At 68.2% G+C, this 20,196-nt stretch carries 6 protein-coding genes; 2 read left to right on the top strand and 4 right to left on the bottom strand.

Features of this window, described 5'->3' with window-relative positions; genetic code table 11:
* Positions 1 to 8 precede the first annotated feature (8 nt).
* Together AC07N1_RS00520 and AC07N1_RS00515 are read right to left on the bottom strand one after the other, a co-directional pair.
* Positions 9 to 8,255 carry a YDG domain-containing protein gene (locus AC07N1_RS00520; RefSeq protein WP_494669978.1) on the bottom strand — a complete coding sequence of 2,749 codons (8,247 nt, stop codon included), beginning with the start codon at positions 8,253 to 8,255 and terminating at the stop codon, positions 9 to 11.
* Positions 8,256 to 8,282: 27 nt separating this feature from the next.
* Positions 8,283 to 9,983 (bottom strand): ShlB/FhaC/HecB family hemolysin secretion/activation protein, encoded by a 1,701-nt coding sequence (locus AC07N1_RS00515; RefSeq protein ID WP_494669977.1) that lies wholly within the window; start codon positions 9,981 to 9,983, stop codon positions 8,283 to 8,285.
* A gap of 524 nt (positions 9,984 to 10,507) precedes the next feature.
* Here AC07N1_RS00515 and AC07N1_RS00510 point away from each other — a divergent pair.
* Positions 10,508 to 11,041, top strand: a complete 534-nt coding sequence (locus tag AC07N1_RS00510; RefSeq protein WP_494669976.1) for a hypothetical protein — start codon at positions 10,508 to 10,510, stop codon at positions 11,039 to 11,041.
* Positions 11,042 to 11,458: 417 nt separating this feature from the next.
* Here the strand turns inward: AC07N1_RS00510 and AC07N1_RS00505 are convergent, their stop codons facing one another.
* Entirely contained in the window at positions 11,459 to 11,872 is a 414-nt protein-coding gene (locus tag AC07N1_RS00505; RefSeq protein WP_494669975.1) for a hypothetical protein, read from the bottom strand.
* Positions 11,873 to 12,055: 183 nt separating this feature from the next.
* On the opposite strand from AC07N1_RS00505, the gene AC07N1_RS00500 reads away from it, so the two are divergent.
* A complete protein-coding gene (locus AC07N1_RS00500) occupies positions 12,056 to 19,330 on the top strand; it encodes an SPM autocatalytic domain-containing protein (RefSeq protein ID WP_494669974.1) in 7,275 nt (2,424 codons plus the stop codon).
* A gap of 88 nt (positions 19,331 to 19,418) precedes the next feature.
* Here the strand turns inward: AC07N1_RS00500 and AC07N1_RS00495 are convergent, their stop codons facing one another.
* On the bottom strand, positions 19,419 to 19,973 hold the full coding sequence (locus tag AC07N1_RS00495) for a helix-turn-helix domain-containing protein (RefSeq protein WP_494669973.1): 555 nt from the start codon (positions 19,971 to 19,973) through the stop codon (positions 19,419 to 19,421).
* Between the last annotated feature and the right edge of the window lie 223 nt (positions 19,974 to 20,196).

The raw sequence follows: 20,196 nt of genomic DNA, 5'->3' as shown, positions 1-20,196 counted from the left end.
CCTCGGGGCTAGCGAAGCGCGGCGATGATCTTGCCGCCGACGATCGCGGCGCCTTGCGGCGGACAGCCCTCGCCGAAACAGCCCAGGCCCTGGGTGTCGAGGTTGGGCTCGGGGTCCCAGTCGAGGGTGAAGTCCGGCGCTTGGGTCACGTGCTTGAGGACGATCGATCCTTCCTGCTCGATCGTCGGCAGCCGGTCGATCGTGAACACCGCGCCGGTGAAGGTCAGGTCGTAGTTCGCCGACAGGCCCAATGTCCCACGGGAGATGACGTATTCGCCGGGCGTCTCCCCAGCGCCGCGCCCCAGCGCGCCGGTGAAGCCTTCGCCCGCCACCAGGGCGCCCACCGTGATGCGGTAGGTCAGCACGGGATCGACCTGGCCGAACGGCTTGAACCGGTTGTCGGCCGACACCGTCACCTGCCGGCGCAGGATGTCGGCCAAGTCGCCGCTGACCGCGCCGAGGTCGTAGTTGGCGGCATCGAGGCCGGCCAGGGTCGCGCCCGAGACCGCCACGGCCTTGCCCGAACCGGCGTTCCTGTCGGCGAAGGCATAGGCGCCCGAGGCCGAAACCGCATCGCCGGCGATCACGCCCGCCAGCACGATCGATCCCGTGGCGGCGGTCGCGCCGTCATAGGTCTTGTCGTTGGCGATCAGGGCGCCGGTGAGGGACTTCTTCAGGATATCGGCCGTGCCGGAGGACACCGCGCCGATGCTGTAGTTGGCCGAGTCCGCGCCGGCCAGCGTCACCGCGGAAGCGGTCACGGTCTTGCCGCTGGCCGCGGTCTTGTCGGCGAAGGCATAGGTCCCGCCGGCCGACACGGTGTCGCCGGTGATCACCCCGGACAGGTCGATCGAGCCGGTGGCGGTGGTCGCGCCATCATAGGTCTTGCCGTTGGCGGCGAGGGCGCCGGTGAGGGTCTTCTTGAGGATGTCGGCCTGGGCCGTGGACACCGGCGACAGGTCGTAGTTGGCCGCATCGGCGCCGGACAGAGCGACGCCCGAGGCCATCACGGTCTTGCCGTTGGCCGCGGTCTTGTCGGCGAAGGCATAGGTTCCGCCGGCGGCCACGGTGTCGCCCGTGACCACGCCGGACAGGCCGATCGAGCCGGTGGCGCTGGTCGTGCCGTCATAGGTCTTGCCGATGGCGGCGAGGGCGCCGGTGAGGGTCTTCTTGAGGATGTCGGCCTGGGCCGTGGACACCGGCGACAGGTCGTAGTTGGCCGCATCGGCGCCGGACAGAGCGACGCCCGAGGCCATCACGGTCTTGCCGTTGGCCGCGGTCTTGTCGGCGAAGGCATAGGTTCCGCCGGCGGCCACGGTGTCGCCCGTGACCACGCCGGACAGGCCGATCGAGCCGGTGGCGCTGGTCGTGCCGTCATAGGTCCTGCTGTCGGCGGAGAGCGCGCCCGTCAGGGACTTCTTCAGGATGTCGGCCGTGCCCGAGGACACGGCGCCGATGCTGTAATTGGCCGAGTCCGCGCCGGCGAGCGTCACGCCCGAAGCGGTGACCGTCTTGCCGGTCGCGGCGGTCTTGTCGGCGAAGGCGTAGGTTCCGTCGGCGGACACGGCGTCGCCCGTGATCACCCCGGACAGGCCGATCGAGCCCGTGGCGGCGGTCGTGCCGTCATAGGTCTTGCCGCCGGCGGTCAGGGCGCCCGTCATGGTCTTCTTGAGGATGTCGGCCTGGGCCGTGGACACCGGCGACAGGTTGTAGTTTGCGGCATCGGCGCCGGACAGGGCGACGCCCGAAGCGGTGACCATCTTGCCGTTGGCCGCGGTCTTGTCGGCGAAGGCATAGGTTCCGCCGGCCGCCACGGTGTCGCCCGTGACCACGCCGGACAGGCCGATCGAGCCGGTGGCGGTGGTCGTGCCGTCATAGGTCCTGCTGTCGGCGCTCAGGGCGCCCGTCAGGGTCTTCTTCAGGATGTCTGCCGTGTCGGCGCACACCGCGCCGAGGCTGTAGTTGCCGGCGTCGGCGCCGGACAGCGCCACGCCCGAAGCGTTGACCGTCTTGCCGTTGGCGGCGGACTTGTCGGCGAAGGCGTAGGTTCCGCCAGCCGCCACGGTGTCGCCCGCGATCACCCCGGACAGGTTGACCGAACCCGTGGCGGCGGCCGAGCCGTCATAGGTCTTGTCGTTGGCGCTCAGGGCGCCGGTCACGGCCTTCTGGAAGATCTCGGCTTGGGCGGCGGCCAGCGGCGAGAGAAGGTAGTTGCCGGCGTCGGTTCCCGACAGGACCACGCCCGAGGCGGTGACGCTCTTGCCGGCGCCGGCGTTCCAGTCGGCGAAGGCGTAGGCCCCGGCCGCCGAGACGTCGTCGCCCGTGATCACGCCGCTCAGGGTGATCGAGCCGGTGGCGCTGGTGCTGCGGTCATAGGTCTTGTCGTCGGCGTCGAGCAGGCCGCCCAGGGTCTTGGGATCGATCCGCAGCGAGCCCACGCCATAGGCGAAGCCGTAGTTGAGGTCCGAGGTCAGGCTGCCGCTGGCGGTCAGGACGTAGGTTCCGGCGTTCCTGCTGGTTGCGCCCGAGACCACGGGCGTGCCGGACCAGGCGTCGGCCGTCGCGTCGCCGCTCAGCACGCCGGTGACCGTGGCCGAGGTCGACGGGATGGTCCCGTCATAGGTCGCGACCTGGCTGACCGGGGTCACCGCCAGGATCGGCTGGTAGCCGTAGACGAAGCGGTTGCCGGCGTTGGGCGCCAGGGCGAAGGTCTCGGTCGCGAAGTCGTAGGCCAAGCCGTAGAAGGACTTGCCGGCCAGGCCGTTGAGGCTGTTGCCGGCCGTGGAGCCGGTCGGCGCGCCGAACGCCTGGGTGTAGATCAGCCAGCGACCGGAGGCGTTGGTCGCGCTGACCGCGTCGGCGCCGCGTCCGTTGGTGAACACGCCGTCGGAAGCCAGGATCACCGCGTCGCCTGCGCCGTCGGCCACGACCTTGCCGGCGGCGGTGAAGCTCATGCCGCCGTGCGAGGCCAGGGAAGCGCTTCCGGTGCTGTGGACGGTCCCGTCGATGGTCAGGGAGCGGGCGTCGATCAGCCTGAACAAGCCGCCGGTGTTGGTGAAGTCGCCAAGCTGCGCCACCTGGTTGGCCGCCCCGAAGTCGGCTCCGCCGACCGACGAGCCTGTCAGCCTCTGGGCGGTGATGACGCCGGCGGCGTCCTGGCTGATGGCGCCGGCGGAGCGCAGGTCCACCGTCTGGCCCGTCGCGGTGATCGGGCCCTGGATATCGAAGGCGTTGGCGTCGTTGAACGCGAAGCCGCCGCTGTTGACCGTGATCGTGTCGAGGCGAGTCACCTTGTTGGCGCCGAGCAGGACGACGCCGGTTCCCGAAACCACGTCCAGCGAACTGGCCTCCAGTACGCCCTGCTGGGCGATGTCGGCGGCGGCGTCCAGGGACAGCCCGCCGCTGACCGCGATCACGCGGCCGGGCGTGGCGTCGCCGAAGCGCAGGGCGCCGGTCGCCGAGCTCACCGAGAGATCGCCGTCGACGTTGGCGGACACCAGCCGGGTGTCGCCCCCGCCGTTGACCTGGGACGCGGCGTCCGCCGTCAGCTGGTTGATCGTCAGGGCGCCGGTCGGGCCGTCGATCTGGACCGAGCCGTTGGTCGAGCTGACGCTGGCGATCCGCAGCGAGCCGTTGACGACGGCCGCCTTGACCGCGCCCTGAGCCGCAACGGTGGTCAGGTCGGTGTCTGCATGGTCCAGGTTGACGTCGACCTTGCCGGTCGTGCTCGAGGCCTCGAAGACTGTGCTCACCCCCGCCGAGGTGACGGCGTTGACCGCCGTGATCGCGCCCGGCGTCGCCGCGCCCAAAACGACGTCGCCGCCGGAGGACTGCACCAGCAGGGAGTTGGCCCCGGTTCCCACAAGGGCGGCCGAGCCCAGGCTTGCGGCGCCGGCCGTGGCCGAGACCTCGATCAGGTTCGCCCCCTTGGCCGAGGCTACGATCATGCCGCCGACGCTGGCGCGCGCCCTGACCTGTCCGGACGAGGCGTCGAGCGCGCCGAGCTGACCGCCTTCTGCCTCGACGAGGATGTCGCCGCTGTCGCTGGTGATGTCGCCGCCGATGGCGTCGCCCGCCGCCACGGCGACGGTGATGTCGCCGCCGTAGTTCAGGGGCGAGCCCGTGAAATCGAAGTCGCCGGCCTGGTCGGCGATGCTCCAGGATCCGGCCTTGGCGCCGAGCGGCGAGAGCGCCGCGGTCGAGAAGCCGCCGCCGGTCAGGGTGTAGTCGCCGGCCACCGTGACGCTGGTCGCCACGTCCACCAGACCGGTCCCGCCGTCCAGGGTCACATCGCCGTCGCCGGCCGCGGTGTCGAGCGCGACGCCCTGGCCGGTGACGCTGATGTCGCCGTCGCCCGCGCCCGTGCCCGCGTCGAGCTGGGCCAGGCCCAGCACCGCGCCGCCCTGGGCGGTGATGGTCAGCTTGCGGTCGGCGTGGATCGCGGCGGCGCCCAGGTCGAGATCGCCCAGCGTGTCGGTGATGGCGACATCACGGATAGCGCCGAAGAACAGGGTGGGCGTCAGGGCGTCGCCCAGGAAATCCTGGGCCGTGATCGAATAGTCGCCGCCACTGCTGATGGTGGAGCCCGTCTCAAGCGCGCCGCCCATGGCCTCGACCGCGATATTGAACGCGGCCAGCTCGTCGATCTTCAGGTCGCCGGTCTTCTGCACGACCGTCGCGCTGCCGCCGATGCTCGAACCGACCACGGCGATGCCGTTGCTGGTCGAGTCGACGTTCACCACGACGTCGCCGCTGTAGGACATCACCTGCAGCCCTCCCGGACCTGGCCCGCAGTTGCAGCTCGCGTCGTTGACGGCGTAGTTGGCGGTGGTGATCGAGGCCTTGTCGTTAGCGCCGAAGGTGGCCGTCAGGTCGGCCACGACGGCGATGCCGTCCGGAGCCTCGGCCCCGCGCAGGGTGGCGTTTCCGCCCAGCGAGATCACCTGGATGGTCTCGCCGGCCTTGGCCAGCTGCACCGAAGCATCGCCCCCGACCGCGGCCGCGCTCAGCGACCAGCCGGCCTCGACATCGCCGACCGTCACCGCGTCGCCGAACAGTTCCAGGTCGCCGTCGCTGGAGATCAGGCTGGCCAGGCTTCCGTCCAGCAGGCCGTCCGTCTCGACGTGGACCAGGCCGGCGCCGTGCACCGAGCCGGTGATCGTCAGGTCGCCGCCGGCGTCATAGAGGTCCACGTCGCCGTTGTCGGCCGTGACCGTATCGACGGTCAGGGCGCCGTCCAGCACCTCGACATAGACGTTGTCGGTCGTCGCCGTGATCGCGCCGAAGGTTCCCGGACCGCTGGCGATCGTCACGTCGACGCTCGCGCCCTCCAGGGTGTCGATCGCGGCGCTGGTGTCGAGGTGGGCCATGGCCGCGCCGCTGGTCGATTTGACCTCGGCCGAGCCGGAGCTTCCGCCTGAGCGGCTGAAGACGTTGTCGATGGTGATGGCCGAATAGTCGGGATCACCCAGGACAGCGTTGCCGACGGCGGTGACGCTGAGGTTGCGTCCCACGCCCGAACCGGTCAGGTCGGCCTTGCGCAGTATGACCTGACCGCCCGTCGACTTGACGATGATGTCGTCGCCGGCCGCGGCCGAGACCAGGTCGATATCGCCGGCCGCCGAAACGTCGACGTCGCCGCCAGCGGTAAGATCGTAGGCGCTGATCAGCGCGTCATAGGATTCCAGCTTCAGGTCGCCAGTGGCGGTCAGGGCGTTCGCCAGCACCAGGCCGCCGTCCGTGTCGATGATCGTCAGGTTGCGGATCGTCCCGCCGGGGTCCAGCGCCACGCCAGCCCAGGTCTGGGCCTTGGCGGCATAATCGCCGCCGCCGACGGTGATGCTGGAGGCGTCGATCGTACCGCTCGCGGCGTCGAGCGAAACGTTGAAGCCATTGACCGAACCGACGTCGAAGCCGCTGGCGACGCCGATCGAGGCCGTGCCGACCGTGTTGCTGGCGCTGACGGAATTCAGGCCGCCGCCGCTCAGGCTGTCGAGGAAGACCCGGGCGTCGCCGCCCGAGGAGGCGACGTTGATGAGCCCCACGCCGCCCGCGCGGCTGACGGTGTTGGCCGAGCCGATCCCCGCCAGGTCGTCGGCCCCGAGCGTCGCCGCGCCGCTCGCCTCGACCTCCAGTGCGCCGCCGCCCGTCATCGAGGCCGCGCGCAGGGCGGCACCGCCCGCCAGCGCCCGCACCATCACCGAACCGCTGGACTCCACCGACGCGACCGAGGCGTCGCCCGTGGAAGCGGTCACGGTGACGCTGTCGCCGCCCGAGAACAGACCGCCTGCTCCGGTGGTGCTGGTGAAGCCGGCCGCGCCGGTGAGCGTCAGGTCGCGCGTCGCCACGACCTGGGTCGTCGAATTCACCGTCAGTGCGCCGGTCGTCGTGCTGACCGTGACGTCCCGTCCGCCGACATCGCCGGTGATGGTCAGGGCCTTGGCGTTGTTCAGCACCACGTCGTTCGTGATCGCCTGGACGCTGGCCGCCTCGTCGATCATGTTGGCGCCGTCCAGGCTGACGCCCGTGGCGCCTTCCGCGCTCAGCACCCCGGCGGTGACGACGCCGGACGTCTGGTTCACGGCGTCGCTGGTCGACACCAGGGAGACTTGGCCCGCCGCGCCGTAGTTTCCGGTCAGCGCCAGGCTGTTCGCCGCCGTCCAGGTCAGGTCCTTGGTCGAGGAGGCCGAGCCCAGGGTCGCGGTCGTATCGGCCGAGATCCAGACATCGCCGGCCGCCGCGCCCGTTCCCTGAGTGACGGCCGAGCCGACGTTGACGGCGCCGGTCGTCGACCGGGCCGTGAGGTGGGCGTCGTCGGCGGCGCCGACCCCGGTCGATTTCAGCGCCGCGCCGGAGGCCAGGACGTCGCCGCCCGTGGCGGTGACTTCGAGATCGTCGCCGGCGGTGGCCGAGGTCACGACCGTCGCCGAGCCGTTGGAGGCGGTGAGGATGACGTCACGCGCGGCGTCGGCGCTGGTCACGCTGACGCTCGTTCCGCTCACCTTCAGATCGCGGGTGGAGCTGCCCGTCGCGATCGTGGCCGAGCTGGCGGCGCTGACCGTGATGTCGCCGGCCTTGGTCCCGACTCCCAGGGTCAGGAGCGTGCCCGCGGAAGCCGAGCCCGTGGTCGAGCGGATCAGGATGTGGCCGTCGTCGGTCCCCGTGCCCGTGGACCTGATATAGGCCAGGTCGGCCGCGACGGCGCCGTCGGCGGTGATCTCCACGTCGTCGCCGGCGTAGATCCGGTTGCTCACCGACGCCCCGGTCGTGCCGGTCAGATAGACGCTGCGCACCGCATCGATGGCGTGGGCGAAGACCAGGGGCGCGCTGAGCGTGATGTCGCGCGCCGAATTGCCGAGGGTGAGCGAGGTCGACCCGTTGCTGGTGATCAGGATGTCGCCCGAATCCGTGGTGATGGCCGAGCCGACCGAGCTGTTGAAGCCCGAGGAGACCGTGACGCCGGTGGCCCCGGTTATGGAGGTCACGGTCGCGCCGGGACCGCCGGCCGATACCGAGGCCGCGCCTGTGGTGGCGGTGACTTCGGAGGCGGTGATCGAACCGGACGTCGTGCTCAACTGCACGGTCTTGCCATAAGCCGTGGCGACGTTGAGCGCGCCGCTCGACGCGCTGAGCTCCACGTCGCCATTGGCGTTGATCGAGGCGCTGGTCGCCGACGAGATCGTGGTGATCCGGATCAGGCCGTTCGACGCCGCCCGCAGGAAGGCGGTCGGATCGGCGGCGCTGACGAAACCGGCGTCGACCAGGCCCGTGCCGCCGCTGAACACGAAGCCGCCGGCGGTCATGGTCGCGCCGGGTGAAACGATCACCCCCTGCGGCGAGTAGAACCAGACGTTGCCGCCCGTGGCCGCCCCGATCTTGCCCGTCACGACGGCGCCGCTGTCGATGGCGATCAGGGAGGTGGTCTTGTTCAGCACGATGTCGCTGGCGGCGTCGAACAGGAAGTTCATCGCATCGCCGCTGCTGAGGTGCAGGCTGGACCAGTTGATCACCGTCCGGGGCGCGTTCAGTTCGATCTGCAGGGTGATGGCGTCGGGGTAGCTGATCACCGGTTGCGAGCCGCCCGAGGAAACCGTGATGTTCGCGGCGCTCGGAATGCCCGGCAGGGTTCCGGCCAGGCCCGGCTCGGCCAGCATCGCGGCCACGCCGCACAGCGCCGAAGCCGCCAGCAGCCGGGTTCGACGCCGCGGATGCGACATGGCGCGGGGAAGCGGCGGGCGAGGGGGCGACTGGGTCATGGAGAGCGCTCCGGAGACTTCAGCGGGCTAGAACAGGACGGCGGACAGCGAGACGAGCAGGCGCGAGGAGGGGGCGTCGCCGACGCCGAACGGGCTGTCGAACGGCTTGGCCCAGGCCAGGTCGAGCGCCACCCGCGACGTCAGCTGGGCGTGCACCCCGATCCCGGCGGAGGCCAGGTCCAGCTTGCCGGCGCCGACGCCCAGATTGGTCAGTTCGGCCGCGTCGTAGAAGGCGTAGGGACGCCAGGCCGAGCGGCCTTGGTTGAAGGGCAGCGGGGTGGTGCTGAACTCCACGGAGGCCGCCAGGGCGCGGTCGCCGGACGCCGCCGACGGGTCGTAGCCGCGCCCGATCGTCAGGTTGCCGACGCCGTATTCCTCATAGGACAGCAGGGGATCGTCGGTGTGCTGCCAGAGGACGTTCAGCTTGCCGATCAGCGGCCCGGCCAGGCGTCCGCCGATCTCGCCCTCGGCCCGCATCACCGTGGCCTTGGGCTTGCCAAGGAGGCGCGAGGCCGAAAGGTCGCCATAGCGGCTGGCGCCGAGGCCGTTGCCGCCCTGGCGCAATTCCAGCACGCCGGTCACGGCCACCGAACTGGCCGCCAGCCGGGCCGGCGCGTAGTGTCCGTCCAGGCGCACGAAGAACACCCGCAGGTGATCCTCGGTCAGCACGGCCAGGCCGCCGCCGAACTCGACCTTCTGGTCGATCCAGTCCAGGCCGACGCCCATATTGAGGTTCTGGCGGCGATGACGCACCAGCGGGTAGGTCAGGCGGACGCCGCCGGCGAAGGAGCTGCCTTCCAGATCCAGCGGCTTGAGCACGTCGCCCGGCTTGGTCCAGCCCCAGGCGCCCGACAGGTCGGCCGTCAGGCCGTCGGCGCCGATATAGAAGCGCTCGGCCACCTGGATGACCCGCTGTTCGTCGCTGGAAAGCGTGCCGTAGCCCAAGATCGAGGTGCGCTCGCCCAGGGGCATGAAGCCGTTGAGGTCAAGGCGCGCCAGGGTCAGGTCGCGGCCGACCGTCCTGGAGCCGTGGTTCTGGGCGACCACCGAGCCGTCGACGGCGTCGCGGCTGATGGCGATCTCCAGGTCCAGCGCGCCCTGGCCCACCGGCGAGGGTCTCAACGCCGACTGGATGCGCACGCCCGGCACGTCGGACGCCAGCAGCAGGTAGCGCTGGGCGACGTCGAGGTCGAACGGAGCCAGGCCGCGCAGCTGATCGAGGAACCGCACGACCTGCTTCTGGGCGGGGCCCGCGTCGCCGCTGTAGTTGACCGATGCGATCCGCGCCTCGACCACCGTCAGGGTCAGGCGGCCGTCGGCGATGCGCTGTTGGGGAATGACCACGTTGGCCAGCACCCCGCGCCGCAGATAAAGCGCCGCGACCCGGTCGCGGATATCGCAGACCGCGCTGATCGGCGCTTCGCGGTCCAGGAACTCGGCGTAGGTCGAGGCCAGGGCCTGATCCGAAACCGCCAGGGCGCCGGACGTCCCGCCCTGGAAGTCCACCGCCTTCAGCGTGACCTTTATGGGGCTGTCGCGAAAGGCGCAGGGGCCGGCCTCGACGCCCTTGAACAGGTCGCCGCGCGGCGCGGCCGCGATGGGCGCGGCGTTGGCCGGATCGAGTTCCTGGCGAGAGGGCAGGGCGACCTGGGCGGCGGCTGGGCCGGCGGCCGTCAGGGCCGCGCCCAGGCATGCCGCCGCGCCCGCGCCGATGACGACGCGTCGCATCCCGAACAAGACTTCCAAGCCCCCGCCCTCCGGCCTGCGAGCGCGACATCGCCCTCAACCCCACATTACTATGATGCAAAATCAGGCAATAAAACACCGGTCTTCGAGCGGGCGTGTCACTACGATCGATGACCCCATGCCTCAACTGCGCGGCGGCGGGCGCGGTCCTTGATTGCCGTGGCCCGGTGTTCGGCGCGCATGCGCCATGCGGCCATGACCTGCGGCGAGGAAGGGATCTGCTCGAGGCCGGCGGGTAGCGGCTGTCAACTTCAGGGCGACAAGGTGCGCTTGTGGGTTGAAAATTGCTCAGGCCGTGGGAGGCTGCGAATTCCCCGAATGGGGCGGTGAGCGGAAATCTATATTTCCAATCCGCAACAACATTTCTCAATTGCAACCTAAAAGCGCCCACTCTAGCTTCTGCACGGAGTTTGGTGGGGCGTGCAGTGTTCGATTCCAGTATGGGTCCTTCACCGAAGGGCCGGCCGTTTCGGCGTAAGTCCCTGAGGGGGCGAGTATCGTTTGCGTTGCTGGCCGCTGTCCTCGTGGCGGGCTGCACCTCGCATGACGCTGGCCGGGAAGGTCGCGTCTACGGCGTTTCGCAAAGCAGCGTCGCCGAGAACTGCGAGGCGTTCAGGGCCGTGGTCGCCCACGACAACGCGGCCCAGAAAAGAGCCTTCGTTCTCAACGATGAAACGGCCGAGACGGTCGAACTCTATCAAGACATACTTCCCGGCGGCGCGTTCTACGAGCAAAGCACGCGTGGCGTCGGCGAAAACGATGACGTGTCGCGGGAAATGGCCGATGCGGCTATCCGGCACTATTATATTTCCAGAATGAAGCGATCCAAGGGCGACCTTGTAGGGGAATCCGTCGAGCTTCTGAGGTCGTCTCTCAATCAAACTTCCTACGAAGAGCTTAGGAGCTCCGGAAAGTTCTCGCTCGGAAAGAGCCCGAACTTCGGATCCTACCTGCCGGCCGTCTGCCGGATGCAACAAATCTGCTCAACCAAAAAACCAGATCGACACCTGATGTCGGTCCGCTGCAAGATGGAGTGGTGATCGATGTCTGGTCCGCTTGATGGTGCGTTGATTGCCGCACGCTATACTATTGCGAATTATGAATACGACCTGAAAAAGTCGTTCGAAGCTAATGCTAGTGCGCTTCTAAAGAAATTCAACTCGAGATTTTATAACCCGAAGCTCAGGGCTCAGCTGGAGTTTACTGCTGGCCTGGACATCGAGCCCATCCTTCTAAAGTCCGCGGCTCAGAAGTTCGTCAAGATGCAGCTCGGCAAGCGCTCAAAATGGGTGCCTCTGCCCGAGGTGACGGTTGGAACCGAACTGAACTCGAACACCGGCGTCTCCTTTGCCGTCAAGGGCGGGTTCGACTGGATGGGTTTTGGCGGCGAAATGGCCGTCGAATGGGATCCTTGGCTCAATTTGAGCGTCGCCCAGGAAGGGCGGCGTCAGGTAGCGCTAGCGCCGCTTCCGGGAGGGAAGAAAGGCACGGTCACTCTGGGGGTGGTGATCAAGGACTATTCGATGGCGTTCACGATCAAGGGCGAAACGGGCCTTCTGCTCGCGGACGCGTCTGTCGGCGTTTCGCTCGTGTTCTATGACTTCGAGCAGATTTTCGACGACAAGGTCGAAAATCCGTATGGGAATCTTTTCCAGACCGCCAATGGTCGTGCGCCAAGCGCTTTCGAACAGGCGGCAGCGAGATCGCGCTACGTCGACTTCATGAATACGGGTTTTTCGGGCCTGGTCAGCTTTTCCAGCGACTCCAGGCTGAAGAAACTCTCCGACATCTTCACCTTGTTGGATGTCTATGTTCCGAAGCTGATGGCCAATCAGCAGCAGACATTGGTTTTGAATGAAAATCAGACCCATGCTGGCGTTGCGGGATCTCATACGCAGTATGTCTCTGCGGAGAAGGGCGCTGGCGGGCTCATAACGGTAAAGGTGAGGGACACCTATACCGGCTCCATGCAGCCAGATGGCGCTTTCCTGAGTACGTCGGTTATCGATCGTGACTATCTGGTCTTCAGAAATGCGAAGACCGGGAAATTCTCGGTGGTCGACTCTCGCGCCATCAAGCTCGACATCATTCCTCAGGGCTCAGCCCAGGCGACCTACTATACCGATCCCCTGAAGCCCGAAGGCGAGAAGGGGGCGATGACGCAGGGTCTGTCGATGGACGCTGCGCGCACCAACAGCAAGTTCCAGCTGGCCTTCAACAACTGCTTCGCCGCCGGCACGCCCATTCTGATGGCTGACGGAACGCGCAAGCCTATCGAGACGATCGCGGTTGGCGACGAGGTGACGGCCTTCACCAAGGAAGGCGAGCTTACGCCGCGCAAGGTGCTCAGAACCTTCCAGTCGGCCGGCAAGAAGCTGGTGCGGCTGAACGGGGCGACCCTGGTCACGGAGGAACATCCGTTCCTCACCTCGGAGGGGGCTTTCATTCCGCTGCGCGAGGTCGTGGAGCACGGGCTGAAGCTGGTGGACGCCGGAGGCGGCTTCGTCGATGCGGTGATCGAGCCCGTGGACGGCGAGCACAGCGTCTACAATTTCGAGGTCGACGACTGCCACACCTATATCGCCGACGGATACAGGGTCCACAACATCAGCGCGCTGCTGAACGTGCCCGAGAAGTATGCCGACAGCGTCTTTGGCTATACGAAGATCGGCCGTGACGAGGTCGCGGAATACTACACCGAATATGGTATCGGCCGGGTCGTCGCGGTGGATCTCGACGGCGTGGCGGGCGCGGACTTCATCTTCCGCGAGGAACGAGGGGCCGACGGCTCCTTGATCCGCGGACGCAAGCGCTACGGCACCGATACGAACGGACAGGAAGAAACCCTCGTCCTCGGCAGCAGCGCCATTTCCCTGGTCGGAGAGACCCTGGGCTCGTCCATCGGCAACTATCTGGGCGGCCAGAACCGCTTCGCCGGCGTCTTCTACGGCAGCGTCCTGGGTGAGATCGGCGAGCGGCTCGGCGATGTGATCCGTTCGGTCGGGGTCACGACCTCGGCCCAGAAGCAGGTCGATCTCGTCGACTCCATCCGGTGGGCCACCCAGGACGGCCTGAACGCCTTCAGCCAGCAGGTGGCGCAACGCTTCGCCACCTCGGCGGCCGGGGCGGTGAGTTCCTATCTGAGCGTCGAACTCGGTGAGGCGCTGGGGCTCGAGGGCTTCGGGGCCGAGCTGTTCTCGACCGTGGCCGGGGCCGCCATTTCGCCCGTCGTCAACAACGCGCTGGCGACCGTTCTCTACAATGTCAGCGGCGGGTTCGACCTCTTCAACAGCATGGGCGACACGCTGGCGGCCGGCGGTAGCTTCGGCTCGCTGCTGCAGTCTTCCATCACGGCCTTCGTCGCTTCCAAGCTGGGTTCGCTGATCGTCCAGCCCCAGACCCAGGCCGGGGTGATCCTGGGCAGCGTGGGTTCGGCCATCGGCGGCTGGCTGGGCGCCAGCGTGGCCGCCAGCGCCGCGGCCACCGCCATCGGCGCTTCGGCGGCGGCCTCGGCGGCCGCGCTCGCGGCGACCAACGCCGCGCTCACCGCGTCGATCATCGGCACCAGCGCTTCGGCGGCGGCCGCCACGGCGGCCTCCGCGGCGGCGGCTTCGGCCGCCGCCTCGGCCTCGACCGCGGCCATGGCCTCTACCTGGGCCAATCTGGTCGCGCCAGGCATCGGCATGGTGATCGGCTTCGTGCTGGGCACGATGCTGGGCAATCTGTTCGGCAAGAAGAAGCCTAAGACCCCCACGGCATCGGCCGAGACCGCGCTGCAGCTCCCCTATGCGCGCTACGAGGTTGGGGCCATCACGGTCGCCAACAACGGCGACCGCAGCCTGGTCACCGGCATGGCCGAAGCGGCCCGCGACGCGCTGAACGGCCTGATCTCGAGCCTGAGCTATGTCGAAGGCAAGACTTTCGTGGCCAATGTCAGCGGTGCGACGACCACCCAGAAGTACGGACACACGGGCAACCAGATCTATGTGAAGATCAACGGGGTCCAGAAGAACGTCGCCTCGGCCGACCAGGCGGTGGAGTACGGCACGCTGACGGCGATCCGCGCCACCCAGATCATCGGCGGCGACATCCTGGGCAAGCGCGCCCTGTCGATGAGCAAGGCCGACAACCTGACCGGGTTGCTGGGCGACATCCAGACGGCCCAGGAATACCGCTCCTATCTGCTGGACCGCGCCTTCATCAACGCCCGCATCGCCGAACCCTTCGTCTCGGCCTTCTCTGAAACCGAACTCAAGGTGCTGAACGACAACCAGGCGCGCTTGGCCCGCCTGTGGCAGCTGTCCTTCGGCGGCGCGATCAGCGCGGCCATGCTCGACGACGGCGTCAACAAGGGGCTGATCACGGCTGCCGATCGGACCTGGTATCAGACGACGACCGACAGGACGGTGATCGACCAGGTCCTGTTTTCGCGCATGAACACCGTGGTGGTCGATCAGATCGGCGCTGCGAACCTGTCGTTCTTCAACGCCAACACCTATCTGCTCAAGCGTCTCTGGTCGCTGCAGATCGACAAGCTGGGCGAGACCGGCCTCGTCAACACCCTGAACCGCTTGGTGACGGAAGGCTACATCACCGCCGCCGAGCGCGACGTCTATGTGGCCAACCGTGATCTCGCCAACGGGATCATCACCAAGTTCGACTGGTCGCGGACCACCTATTTCAGCACCGCCGAAGGCCAGCTCTACGACGCCCACAAGGCGTTCCTGACCTGGGCCTGGAAGGAGGGCCTGAGCCGGCTGTCCAGCCAGGGCGAGCAGAACGCCAGGGTCAATGCGGCGGTCGCCAGCGGCGCGGTCACGAACGCGGAAGCCCAGTGGTATTTCGCCAATTCGGGCACGGCCAACTGGTACGTGTCGCGCATGGCCACGAGCCAGTTCTCGGCCGGCTGGATCGTCACCCTCCAGCGGATCGCCGAGCTTGGCCTCGACAAGTGGTCGACGTCGGACTTCTACGGTGGCCTGCGCGGCTTCCTCGACAGCTTCGACCTCAAGGGTCACGGCGGAACGGGCTATGAGAACGTCCGCATCCACGCCGTCGGCGACGGGGCCGAGATCCAGGCGCGCAGGGCCGGCGCCGACGATCTGTTCTCGATCCTGCCGCAGGCCAAGGACGGCCCGGGCGACAACGACGTCCTCAACGCCCGGTTCGGCGACGGCCTGAGCGGCTGGGACATGGGCGTCTGGGGCGCCCCCAACTATGTGCGCGGCGTCAATCTGAGCGCGGACTGGTCGGGCAACGGCAACGACGTGTTCTGGACCCATGTCGGCGGCGCGACCACGGCCGGCTGGGTGGTCGATAATCGGTCCGACTGGATAGCTTCGATCGCCGGCGTGGCCTACGAGGCCTCGGTCAAGGCGGCCGAGCACCGGTCGACGACGCAGCTGATCCTGGAGTTCTACGACTCCAACCGCCAGCTGATCAGTTCGATCTTCATGTCCGGTCAAGGGCTCGAGGGCGGGGCCTACAAGGGCGACCTGGCCAACTTCAGCACCATCAGCGGCTCGGCCACGGCGCCGGCTGGAACGGCCTATCGCCGGATCAACCTGCGCATGGCGACGACCGGCGAGTCCGATCCCTACGCCTTCTTCACCCAGCCGACCTCGCGGGTCGCTGGCGCGGCGGTCGCCGACTGGACCTCCAAGGCCGAGATCGTCGGCATCGATGACCTGTCGCAGGTCGGCTACACGCTGACCAATCCGGGCGCGACGACGTCGGGCAACGACTTCGTCGATCAGCGGCTGGCTTTCGGCGGCGTCACGATCGACGACAACCACTCCGAATACATCTCCGCCGGCTACGAGCAGTGGAACGGCTGGGACTACGAGTGGATCGACCAGTCGTACTGGGCCACCGTCGAGGGCGGCGACGACATCTTCGTCGGCGGCCAGGGCGGCGACGCGATGTACGGCCGCAGCGGCTGGGACTGGCTGGACGGGCGCAGCGGCAACGACTACCTCGACGGCGGCGACGGCAACGACACCCTGATCGGGCGTGACGGCGCCGACACCCTGCTGGGCGGCGCGGGCGACGACTACCTGTCCGGCGGCGCGGGTTCCGATGGCCTGGGCGGCGGCGCGGGCAACGACGTCCTGGTCGATGGGGCGGAGTCCGAAGTCCTGCAGGGCAACGACGGCGACGACACCTTCCAGATCTTCGAGGACGCCACCTTCAACTGGTTCTGGGGCGGCGACGGCGACTTCAACAGCGACCCGAACGGCAAGGACACCATCAGCGCCGAACGCCTGACCTTCGGCGTGGCGTTCGACCTGGACTTCCGTCCGGCCGACTGGAACGGCCACCCCGACTACTACGCGGGCAACGCGCTCACGCGCGCGGCCATCGTCACCAACGCCGCCACCGGCGCCTGGGTGACGAGCGAGGGCCTGCTCAGCATCGAGAACGCCACCGGTTCGGATTACGACGACCGCATCCAGGGCACGGCCGGCGACAACGTCCTCAAGGGCCTGGCCGGGAACGACCAGTTGTGGGGCCGAGACGGCAACGACACCATCGAGGGCGGCGCCGGCGCCGACACGCTGGACGGCGGCGGCTATTACGACTGGCTCAGCTACATCGGCTCCGGCGCGGGGGTCTATGTCGACCTTTCGACGGGCGAGGCGTTCGGCGGCGACGCCGAGGGCGACGTGTTCTCGGGTTTCGAGGCCGTGCGCGGCTCCAAGGCCGCCGACCAGCTGAAGGGCTACAACGGCGGCGACAACTGGCTGGACGGCGACGGCGGCGACGACTGGCTGACCGCGACCACCGGCAACGACGTCTTCGTCGGCGGCGAGGGCGAGGACTTCGTCGACTACTCCGAAGGCTTCGCCGCCGGGACCTCGACCTACCAGACCTGGGTCGAGGACGGCTATTGGGAGTACGACGACTGGACCTACCAGTACAACTGGGTCGTCACGGGCGGTCACTACGAGACCACCACCACGACGCTGGCGGCGCTGACCATCAACCTGGGCTCCGGCTCGGGCCAGGCGCGGGGCGTTGACGGGACGGTGTCCAACCACAGCTACATCGGCGTCGAGGGCGTCGTCGGCACGGCCTATGACGACTCGATCGGCGGCGGCGCGGGCGACGAGACCTTCATCGGCGGGGCCGGCAACGACTACCTTTACGGCGGCGCAGGCGCCGACACCTATGTGATCAATCGCGGCGACGGCTCCGACACGATCGTCGAGGACAACACCGGCTGGAACACGATCTCGTTCGGCGAGGACGTGAGGTTCTCCGACATCTGGGCGGGCACGGCCGGCGGGGCCAACGGCTGGCTGGACCTGGGCATCCGCGGCGGCAACGCCCAGGTGCGCGTGACCTCCAACTTCGGGAACTATCCGACGGCGGGCAACAACAAGACCAAGTCGATCGACCTTGGTGGAGTGGCGCAGCTCGACATCGCCGGCATCACCTTCGGCGTGGCCAGCGACGACACCTCCAGCACCCTGGTGGGCAGCCGCGACACGTCGGATCTGATCTTCGCGATGAACGGCAACGACACCGTCTGGGGCGCGGCGAGCAATCACGTCGAAAGCAGGGCCAACGTCATCATCGGCGGCCTGGGCGAAGACATGATCCACACCTCCAACGGCGACGACCAGTTCGGTTACGACCGCGGCGAGGGCAAGGACTGGATCTGGGACACCGGCGGCGAGGACACCCTGGTGTTCGGACCCACGGTCGAGGTCGACGACCTGATCTACCAGGTGGTCGGCGACGACCTCTTCGTCGGCGCGCGCAGCCTCACCGACCCTAGCCTGGCGGCCAGCTTGGTGGACGACGTGGTCAAGATCGTCGGCGGCGGGGTGAAGTGGGTCGAGGTCGATCCCTACGGCCAGCGCACCGGGGCCTGGTCGATGAACACGGTCGAATACGTCACGGCCGGCGGGACCTCGATCGACCTGCGCAAGCTCGACATCGGCTGGAAGGAAGTCGAGTACATCAACTACAACTACGCCTATCCGATCGCCCTGGACCTCAACGGCGACGGTCTGGATCTGCTGACGCTCGAGTCCACCAGCGTGATCGTCAAGACCGCCGGCGGTGGCATCTCCAAGCTCGGCTGGGTGGGGCCGTCCGACGGCTTCCTGGCGGTGGACCGCGACGGCGACGGGGCGATCAACAAGCTGTCGGAGCTGTCGTTCGTGCAGGACAAGCCGGGCGCGACCAGCGACCTGGAAGGCCTGCGCACCTGGGACAGCAACGGCGACGGTCTGCTCGACAAGAACGACAAGGACTTCTCCAGGATCCTGCTGTTCGTCGACGCCAACCAGAACGGCCGCTCGACCGCCAAGGAACTGCGCACGCTGGAACAGGCCGGCATCATGGCCATCAACCTGGGCGGCGTTGGCACCGGCGTCACCGCCGACCTCGTCACCGAGAGCTTCGTGCAGAACACGCTCAGCTTCGTCTGGGCCGACGGCCGCACGGGCGAGGGCTACGACGTGGCCCTGGCGCGGCGGGTGCTGGGCTCCGAAGGCCTCTACGCCGGCGAATATCAGGCCGAGTGGGGCGGCAAGGACGAGGACGGAACCCTGGGGCAACTGGGCAACGATCCGAAGACCGCTGCCAAGGCCGCGCGGATCAAGGCCAAGAAGGGCCTGCTGGACGCCATCGGCGCCAGCTACGCCGAGGTCAAGGCCGCCGCCCAGCTGGACTTCAGCGACCATGACCGCATCGACGCCTCGATCGCCAGGCGCTGGCAGGAGATGAACGCTTCGGAGCAGGCCAGCTGGCTCGCCGGCCAGGAGCCTTCGGCGAAACTGCGGCTGATCACGGCCCAGCAGTCGCTGGTGAACGACCTGAACACCGCGGCCAGGACGCGGGACGACGTTGTCGAGCGTGGCTACGCCCAGGCGGCCCGCACCGTCAGCCTGACCGGCCTCGATGCGGCGGGCAGGGGCGGCTCGAGCTCCGGACCGGCTGGTCTCGGGGTGGAGTTCGGTGGGGCGGGCCTTGGCCTGTCGCTGGCCGGGGGCGAGCCTCTGGACACCGGCCCGGCCTATGGCGGCGCTTCGCGGCAGGCCGGCGCCTGGTGGCGTCAGGAGACCGGCGGCCCTCTGCAGCGCGGCGACTCCCTGGCGGACCGCCTGGCGGTCATGGGTGCGGAGCCGGGCAGGGGCATCGGCGCCGAGGGCGTCGATCTGGGCCTTCTCCAGCGTCAGGCCCTGCTGCGCCAGGCCATGGCCGGCTTCGGCGGTCAGGTCGGCGGCGGCGCGGCCGTCTGGAGCCGTGACGCCGTCGCGGCGCCGGCGCCGCTGGCCGCCTCCACGGGCCTCAAGGCCGCGGCGATGACGGCCTAGGGTCCGAAACGGCGAAGGCGGGCTCTTCTTTCGGGAAGAGCCCGCCTTTGTCGATCGACCGCGACGCGCTGTCCGACCGGCTGAACGGTCAGGCCTGGACCGGCGGCGCCTGTTCGCGTCGCCAGCGGTTCGGCGAGCTGCCGACGATGGCGCGGAAGGTGCGGGACATGTGCGCCTGGTCGCTGAAGCCGCAGTCCACGGCGATCTGGCATAACGGAGCCCTGGTGTGCTTCATCAGGGCCTTGGCGCGCTCCAGGCGGCTGCGGATCACGTATCCGCGTGGAGCCACGCCGAAGCTGCTCTTGAAGCAGCGCGAGAAGTGGCTTGGGCTGAAGCCGACGCTTTCGGCCAGGTCGGCGACGCTGATCACCTGGCCCAGGCGTTCGTCGATATGGCGCGTCACCCTGCGTTCCTGCCAGGGCGCGAGCGCCAGGTCGGAACGCTGCCTGGGCGCGGGGGCGACCGCGTAGGCCGGGGCCAGGAGGCGCGAGACCTGGCCGATGAGAATCTTGGCCTGGCGCGGATCGACATCGACCGCCTGATCGGCGCGGGCCAGCATGTCCAGCACGGCCTGAGCGATCAGGCCCGTCTGCGAAACGGGCGTCGTCGTTGGGGCTATGCCGTCCGTCGAAGGTTCGCGCATCTCGTCATCTCCATCGGCGCTCGTCGCTTGTCCGCCTGAAGAGGCTTTACGCACGGCCGAAGAAAACCCTCATTCGCCCTCGAGCGCTCCTTGCGCCGCTCCGCCGTGAAAATCCCCTTGTCTCGCAACGACCTGTGTGAATTTCCCCACGCGCGCTCTTACTTGGCCGAGGCTGGAAATATTTTTGGTGAGGACTTTCGCCGCATCTGCGTTCTGCCCTTCC

The organism is Caulobacter sp. GW821-FHT09B11 (genome assembly GCF_059418205.1).
The sequence above is the reverse complement of the archived record's forward strand: the minus strand, read 5'-3'. Positions and strand labels throughout refer to the sequence as shown.

Coding starts and splice junctions, on each gene's coding strand:
- AC07N1_RS00520 (WP_494669978.1), bottom strand. CDS start 8,255: ATGACCCAGTCGCCCCCTCGCCCGCCGCTTCCCCGCGCCATGTCGCAT.
- AC07N1_RS00515 (WP_494669977.1), bottom strand. CDS start 9,983: ATGCGACGCGTCGTCATCGGCGCGGGCGCGGCGGCATGCCTGGGCGCG.
- AC07N1_RS00505 (WP_494669975.1), bottom strand. CDS start 11,872: ATGGGTCTGATTTTCATTCAAAACCAATGTCTGCTGCTGATTGGCCAT.
- AC07N1_RS00495 (WP_494669973.1), bottom strand. CDS start 19,973: ATGCGCGAACCTTCGACGGACGGCATAGCCCCAACGACGACGCCCGTT.